This is a genomic window from Yersinia hibernica, from assembly GCF_004124235.1.
Taxonomy (GTDB): Bacteria; Pseudomonadota; Gammaproteobacteria; order Enterobacterales; family Enterobacteriaceae; genus Yersinia; species Yersinia hibernica.
In genome coordinates, this window is sequence record NZ_CP032487.1 from 1,328,000 (window position 1) to 1,352,440 (window position 24,441).

The window sequence follows — 24,441 nt, forward strand, 5'->3', positions numbered from 1 at the left end:
CCTGAAAGATGAATTTACCATTCCCGCATCAACGGCTAGTCACCGCTCGCTCAGGAGATAACATGTATTACCCACTTGTCAAAAAAGCACTCTTTCAGCTTGATCCAGAACGTGCCCATGAATTCACTTTTCGTCAGCTAAAACGGGTTACCGGCACACCACTTCAATTTTTGGTTAGCCAATCAGTGCCGACCAAGCCGGTAAGTTGTATGGGCCTGTCATTTAAAAATCCATTAGGTTTGGCTGCTGGTTTGGATAAAGACGGTGAGTGTATTGATGCTCTTGGGGCCATGGGGTTTGGCTTTATTGAGGTCGGCACGGTAACGCCACGGCCACAGTCAGGGAATGATAAACCAAGATTGTTTCGGATCGTCGAGGCTGAAGGTTTGATCAATCGTATGGGATTTAATAATCATGGGGTTGATAACTTAATTGATAACGTCAAAAAATCACATTTTGGCGGTATTTTAGGCATTAATATTGGTAAGAATAAAGATACTCCGGTAGAACAAGGCAAAGAAGATTACTTGATTTGTATGGATAAAGTTTATCCATATGCTGGATATATCGCGATTAATATTTCATCGCCAAATACTCCTGGGTTAAGATCTCTTCAGTATGGTGAAGCACTGGATGATTTGTTAGCCGCAATTAAAAATAAGCAAACTGAATTACATCAGCGGCATCATAAGTATGTTCCGGTGGCGGTAAAGATCGCACCAGATCTTACAGAAGAAGAATTGATCCAAATAGCGGACAGTTTGGTTCGTCATAATATAGATGGTGTTATTGCCACTAATACAACTTTAGACCGTTCTCTTATTCAGGGATTAAATTATTGCGAGCAAGCCGGTGGATTAAGTGGCCGACCATTACAATTACGCAGCACTGAAGTGATTCGCCGCTTATCACAAGAACTGCAAGGCCGCTTACCTATTATCGGTGTAGGTGGAATTGACTCAGTTACTGCTGCTCGTGAAAAAATGGCCGCGGGTGCTTCATTGATTCAAATTTATTCTGGATTTATCTTCCACGGCCCACGTTTGATTAAGAATATCATTACTCATATCTAATTATTTATCTTCTTTACTTGCTTGGGGGTTTATTTATTCCCCCAGCTCGTCTATATTTTGTTCCTATAGATTAAATATACATCAAAAACCTTATATGAATTTAGTCTCATTTGGCGAGTGAAACTCTTGGTCATTGAGCCAATGATGTTGGCGGCAGAGTGGGAAGGATAAAATATGCGGATTAAACCGGATGACAAATGGCGTTGGTATTTTGATACCGAACATGACCGACTCATGTTGGATTTAGCTAATGGTATGATATTTCGCTCGCGTTTCCCGTCTAAAATGTTAACTCCTGATGCGTTTGATGAGAGTGCATTTTGTGTTGATGATGCTGCGCTTTATTTTGAATTTGAAGATCAATGCCGCCAAATTAAAATGGGCCATGAGCAACGTTCAGAATTGATATTAAATGCTTTGGTTGCATTTCGTTTTCTAAAACCATTAATGCCTAAAAGCTGGTATTTTGCACAACAGCCAAAAACTTGGTTGCCACAGAATGCTGAACTGGCGACAGTAACCGTATTAGATAGCGGTGAAGATATTAGTTTGTTGGTGGTTGAATCGGGTGAATCTGCAAGTTTGTGTTTATTGGCACAATCTCAGGTGATATTAGCCGGGCGTCAGTTAGTATTGGGTGACGCGATAAAGATAATGAATGACCGTTTGCTGCCGCTAGTCATTGAACAGACATACACCGCGCCAGCTTACGACCGGGCGATGTAATATCCATTATCTTTCAAGCAACAGCTGTATTAGCTGCCTAACTGATGTCAGTGAGCCGGGGCTCTCTTATTTGCCGCTGAGAGTAATATCCCCTTTAGGTATACAACTGCAACAAAGAATCGTCCCGTCATTACCTATAGCACTCTGTTTTAAAGGTGAGACATCACCATTGATTAAGGTAATTCTGCAACTGCCGCATATTCCTGCCCGACAGGAGTAAGGAATACGGATATTTTGTTGCTCCAGTTGTTCTAATAATACCTGCTGGTTATTACCATTAAAGCGGATGCCATTATATTCAATAGACAACGTTTTCGATTGGTCTTGTGGCGCGGCTAAGCTCTCAACCACGGCACCGGTACTATAGGGGCGTGGCGGTTTGGTTGACAAAATTTCCACTTCATCCCCAACCCGAATAATTCCACTGTTCCTGGCCACCATATTCTGGCCAAAATCGATATCACCATTCTCAGCAGTTCGGAATGTTTGCAGTGTTTGCAATGGTTCGCCAGTTGGATGCTTCCGCCCACGCTCAATGCTAACCGTGGTTAATACGCAGCGACTGCATGGTTTGACCAAATCAAAGGTAATATCGCCCACGCGGATAACCTGCCAACTGTCTTCTGCAAATGCACTGGCCCCTGTCACGACTAAATTAGGACGAAACTGTTCCAACTTAATACTGCCGGGGCAGCGTTGCTGCAATTCTTTAAATGAAGCTTCATTTATCAATAAATAAGGGAAGCCATCTGCAAATGACAGCGGAATTTCCGGCATGGGTTTTACCCGCCGGGTTAATTCTGTCCCGAGCCAGCGCAATTGTACTTCTCGCTGAAAATAGCCGCTTAGCCAGTTGTTGATAGCAGCAGGCGCAATTAGCGCGGTAAAATGATTTCCCCAAACTTCAGTTGGGGCAGCATTGGCTAAAAAATCATTAAAGCGGATATTGGCACTCTCGCCATCGGGGGCGGTGAGATATAAACCATCTGACATTAACGCGGGGGTAAACATCACCATCTTCGGATATTGGCGCGCGGTAATGAAAGTGCCATCTGGCTCAGTAATCATAAATACGCGGTCAAAGGCTAACCCGCTGCTGCTGACTTGGGCATGAGAAAGCTGCAAGCCACGCATAGATTTTACCGGATGAACATAGAGCCGGGAGAGGGTAATCACCATTACCTCCGTGCGAGTATTAAATTAGAGGGAGCAACTTTATGACAAGCTGCTGGGATTAGCTATAATGCGCAACAATTTTCTTTTTGGTGATAGTGCGATATGAACTCTCTGTTTGCCAGCACGGCGCGTGGACTGGAAGAACTGTTAAAAAGCGAACTCGAAGCGCTGGGCGCTCACGACTGTAAAATAGTGCAGGGTGGGGTACATTTTCAGGGCGACGATCGACTCATGTACCAAAGCCTGTTGTGGAGCCGATTGGCTTCACGCATTTTGTTACCGCTCAACGAATTCAAAGTTTACAGTGACTTAGACTTGTATCTTGGGGTGCAAGCCATTGATTGGCCGTCAATCTTTGGGGTAGATAAAACTTTCGCCGTACATTTTAGCGGTGTGAATGATGAAATCCGCAATAGCCAGTATGGGGCATTAAAAGTCAAAGATGCCATCGTGGATAGCTTTACCCGCAAACTGGATCAGCGCCCGACGGTAGCTAAACAGCAGCCAGATATCCGGGTGAATGTGTTCCTGCAACGGGATATGGCCAGTGTAGCACTTGACCTCAGTGGTGAGGGGCTACATCAGCGCGGTTATCGTGATCTGACGGGGCAAGCGCCACTAAAAGAAAATCTGGCGGCAGCGATTATCCAACGTTCGGGTTGGCAGCTGGGTACCCCGATGGTTGACCCGATGTGTGGTTCCGGTACGTTGCTGATTGAAGCTGCGATGATGGCCTCTGACCGGGCTCCGGGTCTGCATCGTGCGCATTGGGGCTTTACCGCCTGGAGTGCGTTTAACGAAGCGCTGTGGCGCGAATTGACGGCTGAAGCGCAAGTTCGTGCGCGTCGTGGTTTGCAAGAAACAGCGTCTCGCTTCTTTGGGGCAGATATTGATCGCCGGGTTATTGAGATGGCGCGGGCCAATGCGCGCCGTGCCGGGGTATCAGAACTGATTACCTTTAATGCTAATGACGTCAGTAAGCTGGTGAATCCATTACCCGAAGGGCCGGTGGGGACAGTTATCAGTAACCCGCCTTATGGTGAGCGGTTGGAAAGTGAACCTGCGCTGATTGCACTGCACAATATGCTTGGGCGCATCATGAAAACGGCATTCGGTGGCTGGCGTTTGTCACTGTTCAGCGCATCGCCTGAATTGCTCAGCTGCTTGCAGTTACGTGCTGAGCGCGAATTCAAAGCTAAAAATGGCCCATTGGATTGTGTGCAGAAAAACTACCAGTTAGCGGCTAATGCACAAGGTGCTGCGGGTGTTCAGGTGGCGGAAGATTATGCCAATCGCCTGCGTAAGAATGTGAAAAAGCTGGATAAGTGGGCTAAGCAGCAGGGCATTGAATGTTACCGTTTGTATGATGCCGATTTGCCGGATTACAACGTGGCAGTCGACCGTTATGGTAGCAAGGTTGTCGTGCAGGAATATGCGCCGCCGAAGACGATTGATGCCCAAAAAGCGCGTCAGCGCCTGTTTGATGTGATTAATGCCACTTTGGCTGTGCTGAATTTGCCATCCAATCAGTTGGTGTTGAAAACTCGCGAACGTCAGAAAGGGAAAAGCCAATACGAGAAATTAGCCCAGAAAGGCGAGTTCCTGCTGGTGAGTGAATATAATGCCAAGCTATGGGTTAACCTAACTGATTACCTTGATACCGGTTTGTTCCTTGACCACCGCATTGCTCGTCAAATGCTGGGCAAAATGAGTCAGGGTAAAGATTTTCTTAACTTGTTTGCTTATACCGGCACTGCCAGTGTCCATGCAGGTCTGGGCGGTGCGCGCAGCACGACCACAGTTGATATGTCGCGTACTTATCTGGAATGGGCTGAGAAAAACCTGCGCGCCAATGGCTTAACTGGCCAACAACATCGTCTGATTCAAGCTGATTGCCTCTCATGGCTGAGTAACACCGATGAGCAATTCGATGTGATTTTTATTGATCCGCCGACATTCTCTAACTCCAAACGAATGGAGACCACCTTTGATGTTCAGCGCGATCATTTAATCTTAATGAAAGAACTTAAACGGTTATTGCGCCGTCAGGGAACCATTATGTTCTCGAATAATAAGCGCGGTTTCCAGATGGATTTGGCCGGTATAGCTGCGTTAGGGCTGGAAGCGAAAGAAATCACAGCGCAAACGCAATCTGAAGACTTTGCCCGTAACCGTCAAATTCACAACTGCTGGCTGGTCACCCACAGCCGCGAGGAAAAGTAAAAACTATGTCGTTAATTAGCATGTCCGGTGCCTGGCTGTCGTTCAGCGATGCACCAATATTGGATAATACTGAATTGCATATTGAGGCAAACGAGCGCGTTTGTCTGGTGGGGCGCAATGGTGCGGGCAAATCCACCTTGCTGAAAATTCTGAGTAAAGAAGTTCCCTTGGATGATGGCCGCATTATCTATGAGCAAGATTTGATTGTTGCTCGCTTGCAGCAAGACCCCCCGCGCAATGTTGCCGGAACAGTGTTTGATTTTGTGGCTGAGGGCGTACAAGAGCAGGCTGAGCATCTGAAAGCCTACCATGCTACGTTGCACCAGGTGGAACTTGACCCGAGTGAAAAGAACCTTAATCGCCTGGCCGCATTACAGGAAATTCTGGACCATCAGGGCTTATGGCAATTAGACAGCCGGATTCAGGAAGTGCTGGTGCAACTGGGCTTATCGGCGGATGCTGAGCTTTCGTCACTGTCTGGTGGTTGGTTGCGTAAAGCGGCATTGGGCCGCGCGCTGGTGAGTTCACCAAAAGTGCTGCTGCTGGATGAGCCGACCAACCACTTGGATATCGAAACGATTAATTGGCTGGAAGGCTTTTTGAAAGAGTTCCAGGGCAGCATTGTCTTTATCTCCCATGACCGCTCCTTTATCCGTGCTATGGCCACGCGTATTGTCGACCTAGACCGCGGCAAATTGGTGTCATGGCCAGGTAATTACGAACTGTATCTTGCCAGCAAAGAAGAAGCCCTCCGGGTTGAAGAGCTGCAAAATGCCGAGTTTGACCGCAAATTGGCGCAAGAAGAAGTCTGGATTCGCCAGGGCATCAAAGCTCGGCGCACCCGTAATGAGGGGCGTGTTCGCGCGCTGAAAGCATTACGGATGGAGCGCTCACAGCGCCGTGAAGTGATGGGTACGGCCAAGATGCAAGTGGAAGAAACGGTGCGCTCGGGCAAAATTGTCTTTGATCTGGAAAATGTGAATTATCAGATTGATGGCAAAGTGCTGGTGAAAGATTTCACGGCCCAAGTACAGCGTGGCGATAAAATTGCGCTGGTGGGGCCGAATGGCTGTGGTAAAACCACCTTGCTGAAACTGATGCTCGGTCAGCTTAAAGCCGATAGCGGTAAAGTGCATTGTGGCACTAAACTGGAGGTGGCCTATTTTGATCAGCATCGTGCCGAGTTGGATCCAGAACGCACAGTGATGGATAACTTGGCTGAAGGTAAGCAGGAAGTGATGGTCAATGGCCGTTCCCGCCATGTTCTGGGCTATCTGCAAGACTTCCTATTCCACCCGAAACGCGCCATGACGCCAGTAAAAGCTTTGTCTGGTGGTGAACGTAACCGACTGTTATTGGCTAAGTTATTCCTTAAACCCAGCAACTTGTTGATTCTCGATGAACCGACCAATGACCTAGATGTGGAAACGCTAGAACTGTTGGAGGAGATGGTTGATAGCTATCAGGGCACTGTACTGTTGGTCAGCCATGATCGTCAATTCGTTGATAACTCGGTGACGGAGTGCTGGATTTTTGAGGGCAATGGCCAAATTAGCAGCTTCGTGGGCGGGTATTATGATGCTCACCAGCAGCGCGCCGAGGCGAAACCTATTCGTCAGGTAGCCGCTAAAGTGGAAGATACCAAAGCTGTTGCTCCCGCAAAAAGTCCGGCACCTGCGGCAAAGCGCCCCGGCAAACTGAGTTATAACTTGCAACGCGAGCTGGATCAGTTACCGCAGAAACTAGAAGAGTTGGAAAATGAAATCAGTGGGTTACAGGCAGAAGTCAGCCATGCAGACTTCTTCTCCCGCCCACATGAAGAGACACAGCAGGTTTTGAAAGCCTTAGCAGATGCCGAACAAGCTTTGGAAGTTGCATTTAGCCGCTGGGAAGAGCTGGAAGCTCAGAAAAATGGCTAAACATCTGTTTTCGCCGGGCTGTTAAATGATGTGCTATACGATAGTATGTTTATTGTTATATTAGCACCATAATAATAGACATTTAACTATACCCAATAGGCCTCAATGTGCAGGAAGATGGCTGACATAACTCACTGATTCTGGTGAGCTAAAACAGCTAACACTCCTGCACTTTGACGAGTTGAGGGGAAATACAGATAAGCCGTGAGGGATCCGATATTGTGTTCTGTAATTCAGCCTGAGCACGGCGACCACTCTGGCCAGTCAGGGAACATTATCCTGTGCCGGCAGTGTGACATGACAGTGGCCTTACCCTCCTTGCCTTATGGCACAAAAGCGGTATGTCCGCGTTGTAAAACGACATTGACTGCGCAGTGGGATGAACCGCGCAAGCGCCCAGTCGGTTATGCAATTAGCGCGCTGTTTATGCTATTGCTGGCTAATATGTTTCCTTTCGTCAATATGCGCGTGGCGGGGATCACCAGCGAAATAACCTTGATCCAAATACCCAAAGTGATGGTGGCCGATAACTATGCCAGCATGGCGACGTTGTTTATGGTTTTGGTTCAGTTGATACCGGCTTTCTGTATGGTGGCTATTATTCTGCTTTGCCTGCGGGTGCGCATGCCTCATCGCTGGAAGGCACTGATAGCAAAGGTATTATTCCAGTTTAAAACCTGGTGTATGGTTGAGATTTTCCTCGCCGGTGTGCTGGTTAGCTTTGTCAAACTGATGGCGTATGGCCAAATCGGCATCGGCAGCAGTTTTGTTCCTTATTGTTTATTCTGTTTGTTACAGGTGCGCGCTTTCCAATGTGTCGACCGCCATTGGATGTGGCAAGATATCGCCCCTGCACCGGCATTATCTCAACCCCTTATTGCCGGCCAAACTGGCCTACGCCAAGGCCTGCGCTCTTGTGCCTGCTGTACCGCCATTTTACCGCAAGCCCAGGTGGAGTGCCCGCGCTGCCATACCCATGGTTATATTCGTCGTCGCAATAGCTTACAGTGGACAATGGCATTATTAGTCACGTCAATCATGCTGTATATTCCTGCTAATCTGTTGCCAATTATGATCACCGAAAGTTTGGGGAACCAAATGAACTCCACCATTATGGCAGGGGTGATTTTCCTGTGGAGCGAAGGTTCTTATCCGGTGGCGATGGTGATTTTTATTGCCAGTATTATGGTGCCGTCATTAAAAATGTTGGCGATCGGCTGGTTGTGTTGGGATGCGAAAGGCAAAGGTAAGACTGATACTGAACGAATGCATTTTATTTATGAGATAGTCGAATTTGTTGGCCGCTGGTCAATGATTGATGTCTTTGTTATCGCGATATTGTCGTCATTAGTGCGTATCGGGCAACTGATGAGTATCTACCCGGCGATTGGTGCGCTGCTATTTGCCATGGTGGTTATCCTGACCATGTTTGCTGCATTAACCTTCGATCCTCGTTTAACTTGGGATCGGATAAATGAAACAACCCAAAAGGAGCCGCAAGGTGACGGAAAATAATCCCAGCCAGGGTGTGGCAGAAATTGAAAAAATCAAGCGATGGTCGCCAGTGTGGATCATCCCGATTGTCACGGCGTTGATTGGCGCATGGATACTGTTTTATCATTTTAGTCATCAGGGGCCGCAGGTGGTGATGACCACTTCGAATGCTGAGGGTATTGAAGCCGGTAAAACAAAAATAAAGAGCCGTAGCGTGGATGTTGGCATTGTTGAACAGGTTACCCTGAGTCAAGATCTCAACCATGTTATTGTGCAAGCGCGATTGAATTCCGGTATGAATACCCTGTTGCATAGCGATACGGTTTTCTGGGTAGTTAAACCGCAGATTGGCCGCGAGGGAGTCTCTGGGCTGGGAACTCTGCTGTCAGGTGCCTATATTGAACTGCAACCGGGCGGGAAAGGTAAGGCATTGGATGAGTTCACATTATTGGACTCTCCGCCTCTTGCATCGCCAGATGCGAAAGGCATCCGTATTACACTTGATAGCGAACAAGCCGGGCAGTTGAATGCCGGTGATCCGGTGTTGTTCCGTGGCTATCGTGTTGGCTCGGTGGAAACCAGCACCTTTGATGCTAAATCACGCCTGATGCGCTATCAGTTATTCATCAGCGCGCCTTATGACGGCTTGGTCACCACCAATGTGCGGTTCTGGAAAGACAGTGGCGTGGCGGTCGACCTCTCCGCACAGGGGATGCGTGTTGAGATGGCATCACTGGCGACCTTGTTCAGTGGCGGTGTGAGCTTCGATGTGCCGGATGGTCAGGATCTGGGTCAACCAATCACACAAAATAAAGCTGAATTCAAACTGTTTGATAACCGCAGTAGCATTCAAAACTCGCTGTACACCGAACATGAAGATTTCTTGCTGTTCTTCTCTGATTCCGTGCGCGGCTTGCAAACCGGGGCACCGGTTGAATTCCGGGGGATTCGTGTCGGCACCGTGGGAGATGTACCTTTCTTTACTGCGGGTATGAGACAGCGGGTGGACAATGACTTCCGCATTCCGGTACTCATTCGCATCGAACCCGGCCGTTTCCGCGATGATTTAGGCCCGGATGCTAATTTTGAACAAATATTGAAAACTGCCAAAGAACGTGGTCTGCGCGCCTCCTTGAAATCAGGCAACCTGTTGACCGGGGCATTGTTTATTGATCTGGACTTCTACCCGGATGCAAAACCATGGAAGGGGCCGCTGGAAGTGGCGGGTTATCCATTGCTGCCAACCGTCAGTGGTGGTTTGGCGCAAATTCAGCAAAAAGTGATGCAGACATTAGATAAAATTAATAGCCTGCCGCTGGACCCAATGGTGAATGAAGTCACTAAGGCATTGGTTGAAAGCCAGAAAACGATGCGCGAAACACAAAAAACCTTGGAAGCATTGACCGCGATCACCTCTAGTCCGGCGATGCAAGGGCTGCCAAAAGATCTGCAAAAGACGTTGAATGAGCTGAATCGCAGTATGAAAGGTTTCCAGCCAGGTTCACCGGCCTACAATAAAATGGTGGGTGATATGCAGCGGTTAGATCAAGTCTTGCGTGAATTACAACCGGTATTGCGCACGCTGAATGAAAAGAGCAATGCACTGGTATTTGAAGCGGCAGGAAGTCAGGATCCTCAGCCTAAGAAGGCCAAAAAATGATGAAATGGATGGCAGTTATTGCAGCGCTGTTACTGAGTGCATGCAGCAGTACACCCAGTAAAACATACTATCAGTTACCTGCACTCAGTGCGCCTGCTGGCGCGACCAGCAGTGTTGCATCACGGCAACTGTGGGTTGAACATGTTGGCGTGGCTGATTATCTGGCCGCTGCGGGCGTGGTATATCAAACCAATGATGTACAGTACGTGATTGCCAGCAACAATCTGTGGGCCAGCCCATTGGATCAGCAGTTGCAGCAAACCCTGGTGACTAATCTGAGCAATGCATTGCCGGGTTGGCTGGTGTCCTCACAGCCACTCGATAGTGATCAGGATGTCCTTAATGTCTCGGTCACCGGCTTCCACGGCCGCTATGATGGCAAAGCTATCATTCGTGGTGTTTGGATACTCAAACATCAAGGGCAGCTGATTAAGCAGCCATTTGATTTAGAACTTAAACAGAGCGAAGATGGCTATGATGCACTAATTCGCACCCTAGCCGAGGGCTGGCAGCAGGAAGCTAAGGTGATGGCAGCCCAACTGCGCTAACCGTTAGTCATATTTTGTTCCAAATGAGTCTAATCCTCTTTCATCGATGATAATAAACTTATCGTGAAAGAGGATTATCAATAAATATCAAATAGTTAATATCACCCACCCCAAATCAATCACTTAGCCAATTCAGCGTGCATAGCTCACAAATGTGACATTGGCGTGAATATTGCGCATTGCTTTTCTGTTTCCTAAGGTCTATCACTTAACTGTGACTGAGCATAAAGTAGTCACTGTTTTCTTTCCACCAGACAGAAAGATGAGGGAAACGAGGCATGAAGAGACAGAAAAGAGATCGCTTGGAAAGGGCGTTGTCACGTGGGTATCAAGCCGGTATTTCAGGGCGTTCAAGGGAAATTTGCCCCTATCAAGCTTTAGACGCCAGATCGCATTGGTTAGGAGGGTGGCGACAAGCCGTGGAGGATAGGGCTGTGACCGCTTAAGCGGCTCTCTGTCAGACTAAGGGATAACCTCCGCTTTATGCGCATATTGCGGAGGTTGTTGTTTTTACTCTTCGTTCTTGGTGCCGCAGTGTTGTTAGCTGCTCTCATGCACCCGAATCATTGACTGGCGTCAACTCATCGGGATTTATTCGTTTGCCGCCTAACTGCAACACCAATTACTTTGAGTAATACTCTTCATTGTTTGTCCCCGCAGTGTTGTTAGCTGCTCTCATGCACCCGAATCATTGACTGGCGTCAACTCATCGGGGTTTATTCGTTTGCCGCCTAACTGCATTTATACACTGGATTATTCAGCCCAGCGCTTGAGCAAGATACTTGCATTCACGCCACCAAATCCAAAACCATTTGAAAGGGCATACGTGATTTCATGGGGTTGCGCTTTACCGGCAATGACATTCAGCCCCTGGGCGGCGGGATCCAGATTTTCCAGGTTCAACGTTGCCGGTACGATTTGGTCGCGCAATGCCAGTGCGGTGAAGATAGTTTCTAACCCACCGGCGGCCCCCAGCAAGTGGCCGGTTGCTGACTTGGTTGATGTCACCGCTAAGTTGTCACCGGTGCCAAACAAATGCTTAATGGCATTGATTTCACCCAGATCACCCACTGGAGTTGAGGTCGCATGCGCATTTAAATGCTGAACCTGCGCCGGCGAGATCCCGGCCTGGCGCAGCGCAATTTTCATGGCACGATATGCGCCGTCACCATCTTCAGCGCCCGACGTCATATGGTAGGCATCGGCACTGGTGCCGTAGCCGACAATCTCGGCTAAAGGTTGTGCTCCGCGCGCCAAAGCATGCTCTAACTCTTCAATAACCAGTAAACCAGCACCTTCCCCCATGACAAAACCATCACGGGCACTGTCGAATGGGCGAGAGGCTTTTTCCGGGGCATCATTAGAACCGGTTGATAATGCGCGTGCAGCGGCAAAGCCCGCCAGGCTAACTTTATCTATTGCCGCTTCGGCACCACCACAAAGTGCAATATCTGCCTCATCATTGCGGATTAGGCGTACCGCATCGCCGATAGCTTGCACACCCGCGGCACAGGCGGTAACCGGCGCGCCAATTGGCCCTTTGAAATGATGTTTGATAGAAACATGGCCTGCGGCCAGATTTACCAAAAATGAAGGCACGGTGAAAGGTGAAAGGCGTTTTGGCCCGCGGCTATCGGTGGTGCGCACCGCATTTGCAATAGAGGGGAAGCCACCAATCCCTGAGCCAATGATGGTTGCTGTGCGCTCTTGTTTCTCACTATTATCGGCCTGCCAGGCCGCATGGGTAATGGCTTCATCTGCTGCGGCCATGGCAAATTCAATAAAACGATCCATTTTCTTTTGATCTTTCGGCGCAACCGCCTTATTGGGATCAAAGCCCCCGGCGGGGTCTGCTGAAATGGTTGGAACTTGTCCACCAATCTTTGCCGGTAAATCATCGACAATCTCATCGGGCAGCACACGGATACCTGATTGCCCAGCTAACAGGCGTTGCCATACCACCTCAATACCGCAGCCTAATGGGGAAACCACCCCCATTCCTGTAATCACTACACGGCGCTTGTTCATTATTTTTCCTTTAGAGACTGAATTGAATGGGGGGAATACTTGGCATTTGCTGAATCTTTCAGTTGCATCAGCGCCAATCGTTTATTAATTATATCGCTCCTGACTGAACCTGCCGCGAGGGTAACATCTTCTGCACGGATAGGTTGCTGAGTGGCATTGTTCAACAGGATTGGCTCGACAGGTGCGCCGGTGTGGCGATCTGCAAGTATCACTGCCGGTCCGTCGGGAGCAAAATGTTGATTACCCCAGTGAAACAAGGCGGCTATCACGGGGAAAAAGTCATTACCACGTTCCGTCAATAAATACTCATAGCGGGCAGGGCGAGAGTGATAAAGCCGTTTTTCCAAGATGCCGTTTTCCACCAAATACTTGAGACGGCGGGTGAGGATAGTGGGTGAAAGCTGCAAACTTTGCTGGAATTCATCAAATCGTGTTAACCCCTGAAAAGCATCACGGATGATGAGTATGCTCCACCATTCTCCAACCCGTTCAAGGGAGCGGGCCACCGGGCAGGGTAGGTCTTGAAAGCAAGTTCTTTGCATATCACCCTCAGAGCTGTATGGGCATAGCGGCTATGTCCCGCAGCAAGTTTATTAGTCACTACATTTATTGTAGTTACTGGTGATAAAAAAAATGCCATTGGCATCATTGATAATAGTACAGGGGAGTTAGCTGCCCCTGTACCGGCATTACGGGTCGAAATATTAGAAAGTGTTGGTGTCTTTAAACAGGCCGACTTTCAAGTCAGTGGCAGTATAAATAACTTTGCCATCCACTAATACTTCGCCATCAGCCACACCCATAATCAGTTTACGCATAATAATGCGTTTGAAATTAATACGGTATGTTACCTTCTTGGCATCTGGCAGCACTTGCCCGGTGAATTTCACTTCACCCACCCCGAGTGCGCGGCCTTTGCCCTCGCCACCCAACCAACCAAGATAGAAGCCAACCAATTGCCACATGGCATCAAGGCCCAGGCAACCAGGCATTACTGGGTCACCAATAAAGTGGCAACCGAAGAACCATAGGTCCGGATTGATATCCAGTTCCGCTTCCACATAACCTTTACCATAGGTACCGCCGTCTTCTGTCATTTTGACGACACGGTCCATCATTAACATGTTGCCTGCTGGCAATGGTGGCCCGCCTGCGCCAAACAGTTCGCCACGGCCTGATGCTTCAAGGTCTTCTTTTGTATAGGATTCGCGTTTATCTACCATGTTCTCAGTAAGCCTTATTGTAATGAAGTGCGCAGAATAGCGTACAGCTGTACGCTGAGCAAGTCCGATCAGCCCTGGTTAAACCAGTTCAGCCAACGTAACGGCCATGGCCAACGGCGTCTGTCCTGCGGATTTACTTGTGAGATTCGCTCTTGAATGATACCTAACAAGCTGGGTTGCTGCTCATCGGCATAAACTATGCCTGTTAACAATGGTAATGCTTCAGCGGCGGAATCGACAGCCCATAAATGGAACTGCTCTTTCTGTACGGCATCAATCACCGCTTGATTCAAGCATAAATGACGGATATTGGTCATGGGCAAAATAACCCCCTGACTGCCTGTTAGCCCGCGGCGTTGACAAGCCTCGAAGAAGCCTTCAATTTTTTCATTCACACCGCCAATAGGCTGCACATTACCAAATTGGTCAACAGAACCGGTCACGGCAATTTGCTGATTAATTGGCTGTTGCGATAGCGCACTGATCAGCGCACAAAGTTCTGCCAGCGATGCACTATCACCATCAACCTCACCATAAGATTGCTCAAAAACAATGGAGGCGGAGAAAGGCAACGGTTGATCAAGTTCTAGCTCTGAAATCAAGAAAGCCTGCATAATCATCATGCCTTTCGCATGAATATTACCGCCTAATTCGGCTTTACGTTCCACATCAACAAATTCACCATCGCCTAAATGGACAACACAACTGATACGTGCCGGCTCACCAAAGGCGTAAGGATGACCAGGATATTCTAATACTGACAAGCCATTAATCTGGCCGACGACTTGGCCTTCGGTTTCAACCAGAATCTGCCCGAGCTCAATTTCATCTTGCATCCGCTCGGCGAGGTAGCTATTGCGCCAATCACGGGCATTCAAAGCAACTTCCAATGCATTGGCGGTAATTGCGTCTTCTTCGGCATATAAAGCGGCTTCAGCCAACTGGTGGGTAAGCCATTGTGGGCATAATGGCAGGCTACCTTGGTCGCCACTGTGACGCACCGCCTGGCGGAACAGCACTGGCCAAGCATCCGCTGATAAGGAAGGCAACTGTTTCTGCTGCAAAAGCGTATTGATGTAGCCGCACCATAACGTCATACCGTCAATATCGACTAGCGGTAGTTCGGCTTCGAACTCACCGTAAATAGCCAATTCGCCCAATTCAGGTTCCATATCATGGAAATCACCCAGCCCTAGGCGATCTCCGACCAGAATCAAACGCAACTCAAGTGGCATTGAGGGGATATGCACCGGTAAAGGGCGGGTTTCATCCGGTGATAGCCAGTCAAAGCGCTGCTGAGCAATCATCTGTTTGAGACGCAGCCACATCAGTGGTTGAGCTTGTAATGCCCGTACCGATAAGATTAATACCCCACCATTCGCCTGGTGAACCAAGCCGGGTTGCAGGCTTATTTGATCTTTATGCCATCTGACACAACCAAATAACTGTTCTGGTTCAACCCATTCCTGATAAAGACAGCGCGAAATCGCCGCAAACGGCTCGTCACCGTGTTGCGCTGGCTGCCAGCTCACCTGATGCCCGTGCACGAGGTAGTCTCCACCAAACAAGGTAGAGGCCTCAGGTTGCAGCTCTTTAACAGCTTGAGCGATCAATGCTAGATACTCAGTACTTTCCTGTGCTTTGATCAACATAAAACGCGGATGTGATTGTGGATGACAAAATAATGTCATTCCATTTTCAAGCCGGGGTTGAATCGCCGCGAAAGGAACAGGCTCCAACTGGGAGGCAGTAGCAAATAACGCTTCATATGGCGTTGTGTTCGGCAGCAGTGACTGCCATTCAAGTCTGTTATTGGTCAAAGTGATAGATGCAATCGTCAAAAAGGGAAAGGGCGATTATACAAGAATAAAGCAGACTGCATATACGTAGAGTGGCAGTTGGTGATAAGGAGTAAGATATCAGCCATATTCCGTACAAAAAATACACTAATGATGCATTTTTAGTAGGGTGAAATTCTACGTAAAACTGTTATGCTTGAGTTAAGTTACACGGTCACTGAAGAGCTCACGATGAAATATCAGCAACTGGAAAATCTGGAAAGCGGTTGGAAATGGGCGTATTTGGTTAAAAAACACCGTGAAGGTGAAGCCATTACTCGCCATATAGAAAACAGTGCGGCTCAGGATGCTGTAGAGCAACTGATGAAGCTGGAAAGTGAGCCTGTGAAGGTGGCGGAATGGATTGATGTGCATATGAATGTGCAACTGGCTAATCGGATGAAGCAGACTATCCGCGCCAGACGTAAGCGGCATTTCAATGCGGAGCATCAGCATACTCGCAAGAAATCAATCGATCTGGAGTTTCTGGTGTGGCAACGTTTGGCGGCACTGGCAAGGCGTCGAGGCAATACGCTGTCAGAGACAGTTGTTCAGTTAATTGAAGATGCCGAACGTAAAGAGAAATATAGGAGCCAGATGTCGTCTTTGAAACAGGACTTGCAAGATATTCTTGGCAAAGAGATGTAACTCGAGTGGCTATGAACCAATATTGACGCTACTGAAGTATTGTTATTAAGAAAATATAAGATGACTCGGATTTTCTTAATGGTAGGATAAAAAAAACCCCGCAATGCGGGGTTTTTTACGAAAGTAGTAAACTTAAGCCTGTGGCTGAGTTACAACTTCTTTGTAGCCTTTAACTTCGATCTCTACGCGACGATCTGGTGCCAAGCACTCAATCAGCGCAGCACGTGGTTTCACGTTGTCACAGGTGTTGCCTGTAACTGGGTTTGCTTGGCCTTCACCGCGAGCGGTGATTTTGTCAGCAGGGATACCTTTAGAAACCAGGTAATCACGCACGCTGTCAGCACGACGCTGAGACAGAGCTAAGTTAGGAGCTGGTTGACCGATACGGTCAGCGAAGCCCAGAACAACTACAGAACCGTCTTTAGGATCGATAGAGCTCAGTTGTGCATACAGTTGGTCCAGAGCTTGCTGGCCTTCTGGTTTCAAAGTTGCTTTGTTGAAAGCAAACAGCACGTCAGATTTCAGAGTGAAACGCTTAGTGTCCACAACTGGAGCTGGAACTGGTGCTGGAGCAACTACTGGAGCAACTGCATCATCTTGACCGAAACGGTAAGAAACACCAACGCTCAGCATGCCGTTGTCTGGACGAGCACCAACGGTAGCTTTATCACCGATCTGGCTAACCCACTGGTATTCCATACGGGTTGCCCAGTTTTTAGTCCACGCGTACTCAGCACCCAGAGCTACTAATGGAGAAACACCGGTGTCATGGTTGTTCAGACGCTCGCCAGAAGCGGCGTTAAACGCGCTTGAGTCCGCACGCCAAACCAGACCACCCAGACGGGTGTACAGGTCTAAGTCCTGAGCAATTGGGTAGCTCAGTTTTGCAGCCAGCTGAACGCCTTGTGCTTTAAAGTCGCCGTTACGAACGTCGCCTTTATAAGGCATACGGCCAAGCCAGTCGTATCCCAATTCAAAGCCCAGGTATTGGTTTGCTTGGTAACCCAAGAACGCACCAGCACCTAATTGGTCTTTATGAGTTGGACCGTCATTGCCTTGGTCGCCATAGATACCGCCAGTACCAGTATTTTGATACTGAGACCAACCCAGTTTACCACCAGTGTACCAAGTGTTATCTTTCGGTGCGGCTTGCGCTACTGTAGCGAAACCAGCCAGTGCCACTGCTAATGCGATAGCTGTCTTTTTCATTTTACGCCTCGTTATCATCCAAATAGGCAATGAGCTTTAAAAGCTAAGCCCTTGGTTAAAATTCTTCGTCAAGGTTTTAACGCTCCCGTTAATCACGCTGCCAGTATAATTTGGCGTTTTAGAGCAACCTTGGCGATGTAAAGTCTACAACGTGGCGAGAAAGTTACAAGTGTGATGTGATAAACCGGCTGAAAAAAAAAGCAAAATTGTGCATAATCTTTAACGATTTAGCCATAAAATAGCACTTTTCCTAGACGTTATTTTTTGCCGCAAGCCGCATTCTGACTCGCTTTATGCCGACTTTACAGGAGTAAGTCCTAAACATTGTAATAATTCATGGGATAAATCCTAAATTTACTTAATGATACAAAGAAGAATGAATTTTTAACGTTGCGCACTGTCCTTGATCGGATTTTGTGTCATCCAAAGGACGCATAACAAACCCATAAGCATTTCCAAACTGTGCCGCCATACGCAATCTGATGCGGTCATTCTCCGATAATTCTGGTAACCAACCAAGAACAACACTGTAATTTCCCGTCAATAATGCCTTTTCCATTGCATCCACAGTTGATAATGGATTTATCTGCCTCGCCTGCACGACTTTTGTCATTGGTAAACCTGACTGCTGTAGCCATAAGCGACTTAATTTTTGTTCAGGGGTTAGCCACAGCAGCCATCGGGATTGTTTAGCAAGCTGTTGTAATAACGGAAGCAATAGCTGAGCAACCGCAGGTTGGTTTTCACTGTACACCAGTTCACTGATAAGGCCACTATCTGTAGGGGCATCAACTCTTGTCGGGGTATCCTGAGTAACAAGAGAATGATAATTAGCATTATAAGGTTTTAGTGATTGAGTGCGCATTATGAACCTCGCCTGTAGTGTGCTGTATGCATATACAGTAGTCACTGTTTATCTGAAGATCAACTAAATTTTTACAAGACGCTTCGCATTATTGTGATGTAAATACGTGAAAGCTGATTTTGTGTTTGGCTCAGTTATCTATATTGCGTATTTTCTAATTAGTTGTTCCTCTTACACTTATTGCAACTAAATAGGGACGTTGATTCGGATTTTTACTAAAGGAGTAGTGATGGAAAACGTATCTAAGAGCAAGATAATGCAAGCACAAAGCCGTTTTGATTTTTTAGGCCAAATCACGGTTCGCTCACAATTTGGTGGGTATGGCCTATTAGCCAATGGCATTATGTTTGCTGTGGTTTCGGAGGGGGAGTTGTATTTACGGGCCAATGACTTAATTGAGAATTTTTTTCGTAATCGAGGGATGGCTAATCTTATTTATGCCAAACGGGGGCTTCCGGTATTATTGCGATATTATCGGGTCGATGCGTTTTTATGGGATGATGACCTCGCATTACGTCACTTTGCAACACTGGCGTATCAAGGAGCTAAATCCGAGGTTTTAAGTAAAAAATGCCCTCCAGCGCGTTTGAAAGATTTACCTAACCTCAGTGCCAGCCTTGAGCGATTATTGTGGAAAGCCGGAATTACAAGTGTGGCAGCGTTGCGACTTGAGGGGGCTAAACGCTGTTATTTGAAGTTACGGACTTTAAGATGTTCGCTCGGCTTTAATGTACTGTTGGCTCTTGCCGGGGCTATCAGCGGTCACCATTATGCTGTGCTGCCTCTTGTCATGCGCAGTGAGCTTATGGAATGGTTCGAAATGCATATCCGCCCGGCTGATATCATCATTACACAATATGAAACAGCATAAAGAAGGGCCATTGAGCAATTGGCCCAGAGTGCCATTAACCCACCTGGCCAATGCGTTTATTCAGTTCACTGAGCTCAGGCAATAATTCAAGTAACAAGCCAATCTGTTGTAAAACCAACTGATCTTTGCTCTCCGGCTCAGGATTACAACTCTGTAGCCGGGTTGATAAACTCGCCAATACTTGCGCCATTTTTACATGGTCGGGTTGTTCTTGCTCAAGAGTCCCTTCCACATAGCAAATCGCATCGTTGAGTAAATTCAGTGTGGTGGTATTGGTCAGTTTTTCGCGATGAGCCCCTAGAGCGGAGATGTAACTCAGCATGGTGTGGTTTAGGCACAGTAAACGAAACGCAGCCTCCTGAGTTTCTTTATTATTTTTGGGCTCCGCGGACATATTAGAAATGACGGACGCTAATTCTGCATCACAATTATGAGCATCGCGGCGGGCGATACGGTAGGGCAGGCTATTATCTTTACCTTGATAATACTGCACTAAGATAGCATCGAGATAACGGCAGTTTGCATTAAGTGTTTTACGGACTACGGCCGGAAGTTGGCGGAACTTCCAGTCCGGCCAGATAAAACTGACCGCAACCCAAGCAATTGCACAGCCGAGCAATGTGTCAAATACGCGCGGTGCAGCAACCTCAAACCCTTCGCCAAGTAAGTTAAAACATAACAAAACCAGTAAGGTAATGAACATTGTTGCATGAGCATATTGAACATTGCGGAAAGCAAAAAAGAGTACGCCAGTAATGACTATCAGGATGAGTTGCCCCTCAATCGAGGGGACGAAATAAAGGATGGGCAACCCGATAAGTATGCCCGCCAAAGTGCCAATGATGCGCAGCGCCAGGCGGCGTCTTGTTGCATTATAGTTGGGTTGGCAAACAAAAAGGCTGGTCAGCAAAATCCAATAACCATGGCGCATGCCGGTGAATTGAATGAATGCATAACCCACACAAAGCACCACGGACATGCGAACAGCATGGCGCAAGAGTGCGGATTGCGGTGTCAGATGGCGGCTGATGCGTAACTTAATATCGCTCCATCCAGTGATGCGGTCATCAGATAAGCGGCTTTCAGGTTGCGGGTCTTGGGCTAAGACTTGCTCTGACTCAATCCCTGCCAATTGGGCATCAATAGCGCGTAAGTTTTTGAGTAAATGTGAAAGTGCTTTAACTTGTGGCACATTCTCATTTTGGGCCAATTCCCTAGCCAGTGCAGCATCTAAGAATGTAAATGCACGTTCAAAACGCGGGTCATGCTGGTATTTCTGCCTCATTAGAATAGATTGCGAAAGTTGCATGCAGGCTCTGGCTTGCATGCTTAATAAACGCTGAAAACGAAACAATACATCGCTGTAGCGGAATTTTTCTCGCAATACCTGATATTGGACATGTGATGAACTGGCACGTTCGTGAATATCTTGCGCGACAAAATAATAATGGAGAGTTCGTCTTGTTTCGCGTTGGCCGCGATCACCTTTCAGCCGTGTAACAAGTGAGGTTTTAGCTTGATTCAGTGTCGAGACTAATGTGCTATTGGCCATCGCGACATCAATAAGAGGTTGATTAACATCAGATTCAATATCTGGATCAAACAGATTGGCTTTGGCTTCCAAGTAGTGGGCTAAGTGTTGATAGCAGCGGGCCAGATTATCCTGTAAAGGACGAATAGGGAAAATAAGGTGGCCGCATAAAGTCAAAATGTTATACCAAACGGCACCGAGTATCAGTAACAGTGGTTGCTGATACCAAATATGGTACATCGAAGTGCCGAGCATGGTGTAGATGGCAATTAGCAATGCACCGAAGGCGATAGTGGCATAACGTTGGCCCAAGGCGCCCAGCAAAATAAAACCGCAGGTTGAAAAGGTCAGGCCAAGAGCAAATAGCCAAGGGTAAGGAAATAACAACTCAATAGAGGCTGATGCGATAAAAAAACAAATCAGCGTAATGAATAAGTTACGTAACCGCCCAGCGAGGCGGTCATCAAGGTCAGTTAATGCTGCTGCCACGACCCCCAGAGTTAAGGGGATTGTCAGTTTTGGTTGGTCAATCCACCATGGAACCGCCGTTACACCCACCAACGCGATAAATATACGAACATGATAAAGCAGGCTGCTATTGTAGATATAACGGCGTAAACCAGTGACGAAAGTGAGCACAAAAAACCTCTAAAAAACTGAAAATTCAGCGTTGCTGATATTGGCGTTGGGCATTAGCCATTCTTGCTTGTTGTGCCATTTCGACAGAAACAACACGGCGTCCCACTGGCCATAAAGCGATAGCAGCAATCTTAAAATTGGCGATCCCGACGGGAATCCCAATTATGGTGATACATTGCACAATGCCGGTGGCAATATGAGATAAACATAGCCACCAACCAAATAAAATAAACCAAACAATATTCAGTAAAGATCCACCGGCAGAGAGCAGAGGATTACTTTTTTCTGGGTATAATTCATTGACATGGATCGCCTCATTGCCATAAGGGAGAAATGATAACTTGGTAATCTCCCAGCAAGAGCGGGTTAATGGTAAGGTGAAAATGAGAATGACACTGACCACTGTTGCCAATAGCCAACCTAATGTGGTGAAAAAACCACCTAAAACAAAATTAAGAATGTTCAGTACAGTACGCATAGTGATTAATCTGCCTAGCTGAATAAAAAAACCGCAGTGCGGGTGAATGATAACCGCTGCAAGCTATTCTGTAGGGATAGCGCCGGTTAGTTTCCTCCATTAACTATCGGATACCTGTTGTTTAAACTCAATTATTTTATTTACACTCCATAGGTTATTTCAATTCACTTAATACGGGTTATGGCGCGCAGATATGGAACTTAAAGCGACATCTTTTGGCAAGCATTTGGCTCAACACCCTTACAATCGGGTTCGGTTGCTGAATGCGGGCATCGAAGTATGCGGTGATAAACATCAATACCTGATTCCTTTTAATCAGTTGGTTAACATTCAATGTAAGCGCGGTATTGTTTGGGGTGAGATGGAGTTTGAGCTGCCAAATCAACAAGTTGTGCGTTTACACGGCACCGAATGGCAGGAGACGCAACGTTTCTATCATCATTTACTGGGCATTTGGCAACAATGGAGTGAGGAGATGTGCTTGGTTTGTGCGGCAGTTTTGCATAAACAAGTTGAATTAATTAAGCGAATTGAGCAACAGGATAAATGGTTTAAACGCAGTGAGCTAAATCAGCTGCAAGCATCTATCCGTGAGGCTTTCACATCACTTCCGATGCCGGTTCAGCGCTTAACCGAATTTGAGTCTTGCCGCGCAGATTATGAGCTTTGTTTGCGCTGGTTACAGCAGGGCAATCGCAGTGTTGACCATCGCAATCAACAATGGACAAACCGCATGCTGGAGGAATATCAAGATTTCTTCCAGAGCGTAGAAACCTCACCGCTTAATGAATCGCAAAGTCGCGCAGTTATCAATGGCGAAGATTCGGTATTGGTGTTGGCCGGTGCGGGCAGTGGCAAAACCTCGGTACTGGTTGCCCGTGCGGGCTGGCTATTGCGTCGTAATGAAGCATTGGCAGAGCAAATTTTGCTGCTCGCCTTTGGCCGCCAGGCCGCTGATGAAATGAATAGCCGTATCCAGCAACGGCTCGGTGTCGAAGATATTCAAGCTAAAACTTTCCATGCGCTTGCTTTGCAGATAATCCAGCAAGGCAGCCGAAAAACGCCGGTGATAAGTCAGCTTGAATCAGACAGTCAGGCCAGGCGGTCACTGCTGATTAAGCATTGGCAACAGCAATGCAGCGAGAAAAAAGCCCAGGCTAAAGGGTGGCGAGAATGGTTAACTGACGAGCTAGAATGGGACGTTGAAGACGGTGATTTCTGGCAGGATAAGCGCCTTGCGGCCCGCCTTGCTGGGCGACTTGAGCGCTGGTTGGGGTTGATGCGCATGCACGGTGGCAGTCAGGCCGAAATGATTGAGCAGGCTGATGAAGAAGTGCGTGACCTGTTTCAAAAACGTATACGACTGATGGCCCCGTTACTGAAAGCATGGAAAACGGCGCTGAAAGAAGAGGGCGCCGTTGATTTCGCTGGGCTAATTCATCAGGCCGTCAACTTGCTGGAGAAAGGGCGATTTGTCAGTCCCTGGAAGCACATTCTTGTTGATGAGTTTCAGGATATCTCGCCGCAGCGGGCCATGTTGCTGACTGCCTTGCGTAAGCAAAATAAGCAAACCTGCCTGTTTGCGGTTGGTGACGATTGGCAGGCTATTTATCGTTTCAGTGGCGCTGAGCTTTCGCTGACAACTGCGTTTAACCAGAATTTTGGTGAGGGCGCTGAATGTGCATTGGATACCACTTATCGCTTTAATGACAGGATTGGTGAAATTGCAAACCGGTTTATCCAGCAGAACCCATACCAACTGAAAAAGCCCCTGAATAGCTTGAGTAAAGGAAATAAAAAGTCAGTCATTATTTTGCCAAGTGAACAATTGGAGTCACTGCTTGATAAGTTAAGTGGTTTTGTTAAGGCTGATGAACGCATTCTTATTTTGGCCCGTTATCACCATTTACGCCCCGACATTTTGCCAAAAGCAGCCACGCGCTGGCCAAAGTTAACCATTGATTTTATGACGATTCATGCCAGTAAAGGTCAACAGGCAGATTATGTGATTATCGCTGGTTTACATCAGGGGGGGGATGGTTTCCCGGCGGTGGCTCGGGAGTCAATTCTGGAAGATGTATTGCTACCCGCGCCTGAAGAGTTCCCTGATGCGGAAGAGCGGCGTTTGTTGTATGTGGCAATGACGCGAGCAAAACATCAGGTCTGGTTACTGCAAGACACGGCTAACCCGTCCATTTTTGTTAGTCAACTTAGCGAGTTGGGTGTGCCGACTCAGCGAAAACCCTAATTAAAACAACGCGTTTATTTCTCAAAAATGAAGCCCGGAGGTGT

General features: G+C 47.5%; 20 protein-coding genes. 11 read left to right on the forward strand and 9 right to left on the reverse strand.

The window, feature by feature from the left end; translation table 11 throughout:
* Positions 1-62 precede the first annotated feature (62 nt).
* Both pyrD and D5F51_RS06160 read left to right on the forward strand, forming a co-directional pair.
* Positions 63-1,073 (forward strand): quinone-dependent dihydroorotate dehydrogenase, encoded by a 1,011-nt coding sequence (pyrD, locus tag D5F51_RS06155; RefSeq protein WP_025378748.1) that lies wholly within the window; start codon positions 63-65, stop codon positions 1,071-1,073.
* A gap of 174 nt (positions 1,074-1,247) precedes the next feature.
* Positions 1,248-1,799, forward strand: coding sequence for a cell division protein ZapC (locus tag D5F51_RS06160; RefSeq protein ID WP_025378747.1), 552 nt, complete (start codon positions 1,248-1,250; stop codon positions 1,797-1,799).
* 66 nt (positions 1,800-1,865) lie between these two features.
* On the opposite strand, the gene D5F51_RS06165 is transcribed toward D5F51_RS06160, so the two are convergent.
* Complete coding sequence (locus D5F51_RS06165) at positions 1,866-2,978, reverse strand: YcbX family protein (protein ID WP_129195898.1); 1,113 nt, start codon at positions 2,976-2,978, stop codon at positions 1,866-1,868.
* A 99-nt stretch (positions 2,979-3,077) separates the two neighbouring features.
* Between D5F51_RS06165 and rlmKL the strand changes: the two genes are divergently transcribed.
* The 6 genes from rlmKL to rmf all read left to right on the forward strand — a co-directional run bounded on the left by rlmKL (position 3,078) and on the right by rmf (position 11,265).
* Positions 3,078-5,198, forward strand: a complete 2,121-nt coding sequence (gene rlmKL / locus D5F51_RS06170; protein ID WP_129195899.1) for a bifunctional 23S rRNA (guanine(2069)-N(7))-methyltransferase RlmK/23S rRNA (guanine(2445)-N(2))-methyltransferase RlmL — start codon at positions 3,078-3,080, stop codon at positions 5,196-5,198.
* Between the two features lie 5 nt (positions 5,199-5,203).
* Positions 5,204-7,117, forward strand: a complete 1,914-nt coding sequence (locus D5F51_RS06175; protein ID WP_025378744.1) for an ABC transporter ATP-binding protein — start codon at positions 5,204-5,206, stop codon at positions 7,115-7,117.
* 219 nt (positions 7,118-7,336) lie between these two features.
* Positions 7,337-8,632 (forward strand): membrane integrity-associated transporter subunit PqiA, encoded by a 1,296-nt coding sequence (gene pqiA, locus D5F51_RS06180; RefSeq protein ID WP_129195900.1) that lies wholly within the window; start codon positions 7,337-7,339, stop codon positions 8,630-8,632.
* Entirely contained in the window at positions 8,619-10,271 is a 1,653-nt protein-coding gene (pqiB, locus tag D5F51_RS06185; RefSeq protein ID WP_162301829.1) for an intermembrane transport protein PqiB, read from the forward strand. The genes pqiA and pqiB overlap by 14 nt, the downstream gene beginning before the upstream one ends.
* Complete coding sequence (gene pqiC, locus D5F51_RS06190; protein ID WP_025378741.1) at positions 10,268-10,819, forward strand: membrane integrity-associated transporter subunit PqiC; 552 nt, start codon at positions 10,268-10,270, stop codon at positions 10,817-10,819. The genes pqiB and pqiC overlap by 4 nt, the downstream gene beginning before the upstream one ends.
* 278 nt (positions 10,820-11,097) lie before the next feature.
* Positions 11,098-11,265, forward strand: coding sequence for a ribosome modulation factor (gene rmf, locus D5F51_RS06195; RefSeq protein WP_129195901.1), 168 nt, complete (start codon positions 11,098-11,100; stop codon positions 11,263-11,265).
* 307 nt (positions 11,266-11,572) lie between these two features.
* On the opposite strand, the gene fabF is transcribed toward rmf, so the two are convergent.
* The 4 genes from fabF to D5F51_RS06215 all read right to left on the reverse strand — a co-directional run bounded on the left by fabF (position 11,573) and on the right by D5F51_RS06215 (position 15,890).
* Positions 11,573-12,847 (reverse strand): beta-ketoacyl-ACP synthase II, encoded by a 1,275-nt coding sequence (gene fabF / locus D5F51_RS06200; RefSeq protein WP_025378740.1) that lies wholly within the window; start codon positions 12,845-12,847, stop codon positions 11,573-11,575.
* On the reverse strand, positions 12,847-13,389 hold the full coding sequence (locus D5F51_RS06205) for a winged helix-turn-helix transcriptional regulator (protein WP_025378739.1): 543 nt from the start codon (positions 13,387-13,389) through the stop codon (positions 12,847-12,849). Before D5F51_RS06205 ends, fabF begins: the two co-directional genes overlap by 1 nt.
* A 162-nt stretch (positions 13,390-13,551) precedes the next feature.
* Entirely contained in the window at positions 13,552-14,070 is a 519-nt protein-coding gene (gene fabA, locus D5F51_RS06210; protein WP_025378738.1) for a bifunctional 3-hydroxydecanoyl-ACP dehydratase/trans-2-decenoyl-ACP isomerase, read from the reverse strand.
* Between the two features lie 68 nt (positions 14,071-14,138).
* Positions 14,139-15,890, reverse strand: a complete 1,752-nt coding sequence (locus D5F51_RS06215; RefSeq protein ID WP_162301699.1) for an AAA family ATPase — start codon at positions 15,888-15,890, stop codon at positions 14,139-14,141.
* A 210-nt stretch (positions 15,891-16,100) separates the two neighbouring features.
* Between D5F51_RS06215 and matP the strand changes: the two genes are divergently transcribed.
* Positions 16,101-16,556 carry a macrodomain Ter protein MatP gene (matP, locus tag D5F51_RS06220; RefSeq protein ID WP_129195902.1) on the forward strand — a complete coding sequence of 152 codons (456 nt, stop codon included), beginning with the start codon at positions 16,101-16,103 and terminating at the stop codon, positions 16,554-16,556.
* 132 nt (positions 16,557-16,688) lie between these two features.
* Here matP and ompA read toward each other — a convergent pair whose 3' ends face one another.
* Together ompA and sulA are read right to left on the reverse strand one after the other, a co-directional pair.
* Positions 16,689-17,765, reverse strand: coding sequence for a porin OmpA (gene ompA, locus D5F51_RS06225; RefSeq protein WP_025378735.1), 1,077 nt, complete (start codon positions 17,763-17,765; stop codon positions 16,689-16,691).
* A gap of 358 nt (positions 17,766-18,123) precedes the next feature.
* Positions 18,124-18,630: an SOS-induced cell division inhibitor SulA gene (sulA, locus tag D5F51_RS06230; RefSeq protein WP_129195903.1), complete on the reverse strand. Its 507-nt coding sequence runs from the start codon at positions 18,628-18,630 to the stop codon at positions 18,124-18,126.
* Between the two features lie 229 nt (positions 18,631-18,859).
* Here sulA and D5F51_RS06235 point away from each other — a divergent pair, with 229 nt between their 5' ends.
* Positions 18,860-19,501: a TfoX/Sxy family DNA transformation protein gene (locus D5F51_RS06235; RefSeq protein ID WP_129195904.1), complete on the forward strand. Its 642-nt coding sequence runs from the start codon at positions 18,860-18,862 to the stop codon at positions 19,499-19,501.
* A 34-nt stretch (positions 19,502-19,535) separates the two neighbouring features.
* Here the strand turns inward: D5F51_RS06235 and yccS are convergent, their stop codons facing one another.
* Together yccS and D5F51_RS06245 are read right to left on the reverse strand one after the other, a co-directional pair.
* Positions 19,536-21,671 (reverse strand): YccS family putative transporter, encoded by a 2,136-nt coding sequence (yccS, locus tag D5F51_RS06240; RefSeq protein WP_129195905.1) that lies wholly within the window; start codon positions 21,669-21,671, stop codon positions 19,536-19,538.
* A 25-nt stretch (positions 21,672-21,696) separates the two neighbouring features.
* Positions 21,697-22,149 carry a YccF domain-containing protein gene (locus D5F51_RS06245; RefSeq protein ID WP_129195906.1) on the reverse strand — a complete coding sequence of 151 codons (453 nt, stop codon included), beginning with the start codon at positions 22,147-22,149 and terminating at the stop codon, positions 21,697-21,699.
* Positions 22,150-22,342: 193 nt separating this feature from the next.
* Between D5F51_RS06245 and helD the strand changes: the two genes are divergently transcribed.
* Positions 22,343-24,397, forward strand: a complete 2,055-nt coding sequence (gene helD, locus D5F51_RS06250) for a DNA helicase IV (RefSeq protein WP_129195907.1) — start codon at positions 22,343-22,345, stop codon at positions 24,395-24,397.
* Positions 24,398-24,441: the final 44 nt, after the last annotated feature.